The following is a 986-nucleotide window of genomic DNA, read 5'->3' as shown; positions in this document are numbered from 1 at the left end:
CCGGCGTGGTCGCCGGTGGCCTGGACGGAGCCGCCGCCGGCGGCCGGCGGCGCGCCGCGGCGTCCACGCACCTCGACGACGCGCCCGCGGGCGTCGAGCACGGCCTCCACGCCGTCGCCGACCGGGGTGCGGGCCCCGTACTCCTCCGTGAAGGCGACGACTTCGTCGTCGTCGGTGCAGGTCACGTCGTGCCGGGGGCGGGCGGTCGGGGCGTCGTCCGCGGTGCCGCCGCAGTTGCGGATCAGGCCCGGTACGCGGTCGACGCCGTCCAGCGGCAGCGCGCCGCCCCGCGCGGTGACCCGGCCGCGCCAGCCGAGCCGTTCGACGCGGGTGCCGCGGGCGGACTCGTGCAGCACGAGCGCGGGCCGCCCGGCCACGGTCTCGCTGAGCACCCGGCCGTCGTACACGCCGACGCCCGCCGGGTCGCCGGGCGCGCCCGCGCGCGGGTCGAGGACGAAGAACCCGGCGTTGACCCCGGCGGTCGCGCCGGCCGCGGCGGTCAGCCCGCTGGTCTTCTCGCGGTTCTCCAGGTCCGGCCCGTACGAGGCGGTCAGCCCGCCGCGGAACCCGCGCGGGTCGACGGTCAGCACGTCGACCCGCCAGGTCCCGCGGACCCCGGGGTCGCCGTCCCAGCCGGTGTACGTGGCGGAGCCGGCGTACCCGGCGTCGGCCAGCCGGGCCCGCGCGGCGTTCGCGGCGGCCCGCCCGTCGAACGCGCCGACGCGGACGCGCCAGCCGAGGGTGCCGCCGGCGAAGTCGGCGACGGCGGGCGTCGTGACCTCCTCGGCGCGGGCGGCGAAGCCGGCGCCGGTCAGCTCGTCGGCCAGCTCCTCGGCGCTGGCCCGGTCCCGGAGGGCGGCGGGCGGCGCGGCGGGGGCGGCCGGGGCGGGGCCGCCGGGGATGGCCACCTCGACGGTCCAGGGCAGCCGCGGGGTGCCGGCGGGGCCGCCCTGCACGTCCGCCGTACGTCACCTCGGAGAGGTCCA

General features: G+C 81.0%; 1 protein-coding gene. It reads right to left on the bottom strand.

The window, feature by feature from the left end:
• The coding region (locus tag ABD317_RS37260) for an SPOR domain-containing protein (protein ID WP_344296551.1) at nucleotides 1–956 on the bottom strand (956 nt) is incomplete at its 3' end.
• Nucleotides 957–986: the final 30 nt, after the last annotated feature.

The sequence above is a fragment of the Streptomyces synnematoformans genome (assembly GCF_039531005.1).
Classification (GTDB): Bacteria; Actinomycetota; Actinomycetes; order Streptomycetales; family Streptomycetaceae; genus Streptomyces; species Streptomyces synnematoformans.
This window is presented reverse-complemented; position numbering and strand designations above follow the sequence as displayed.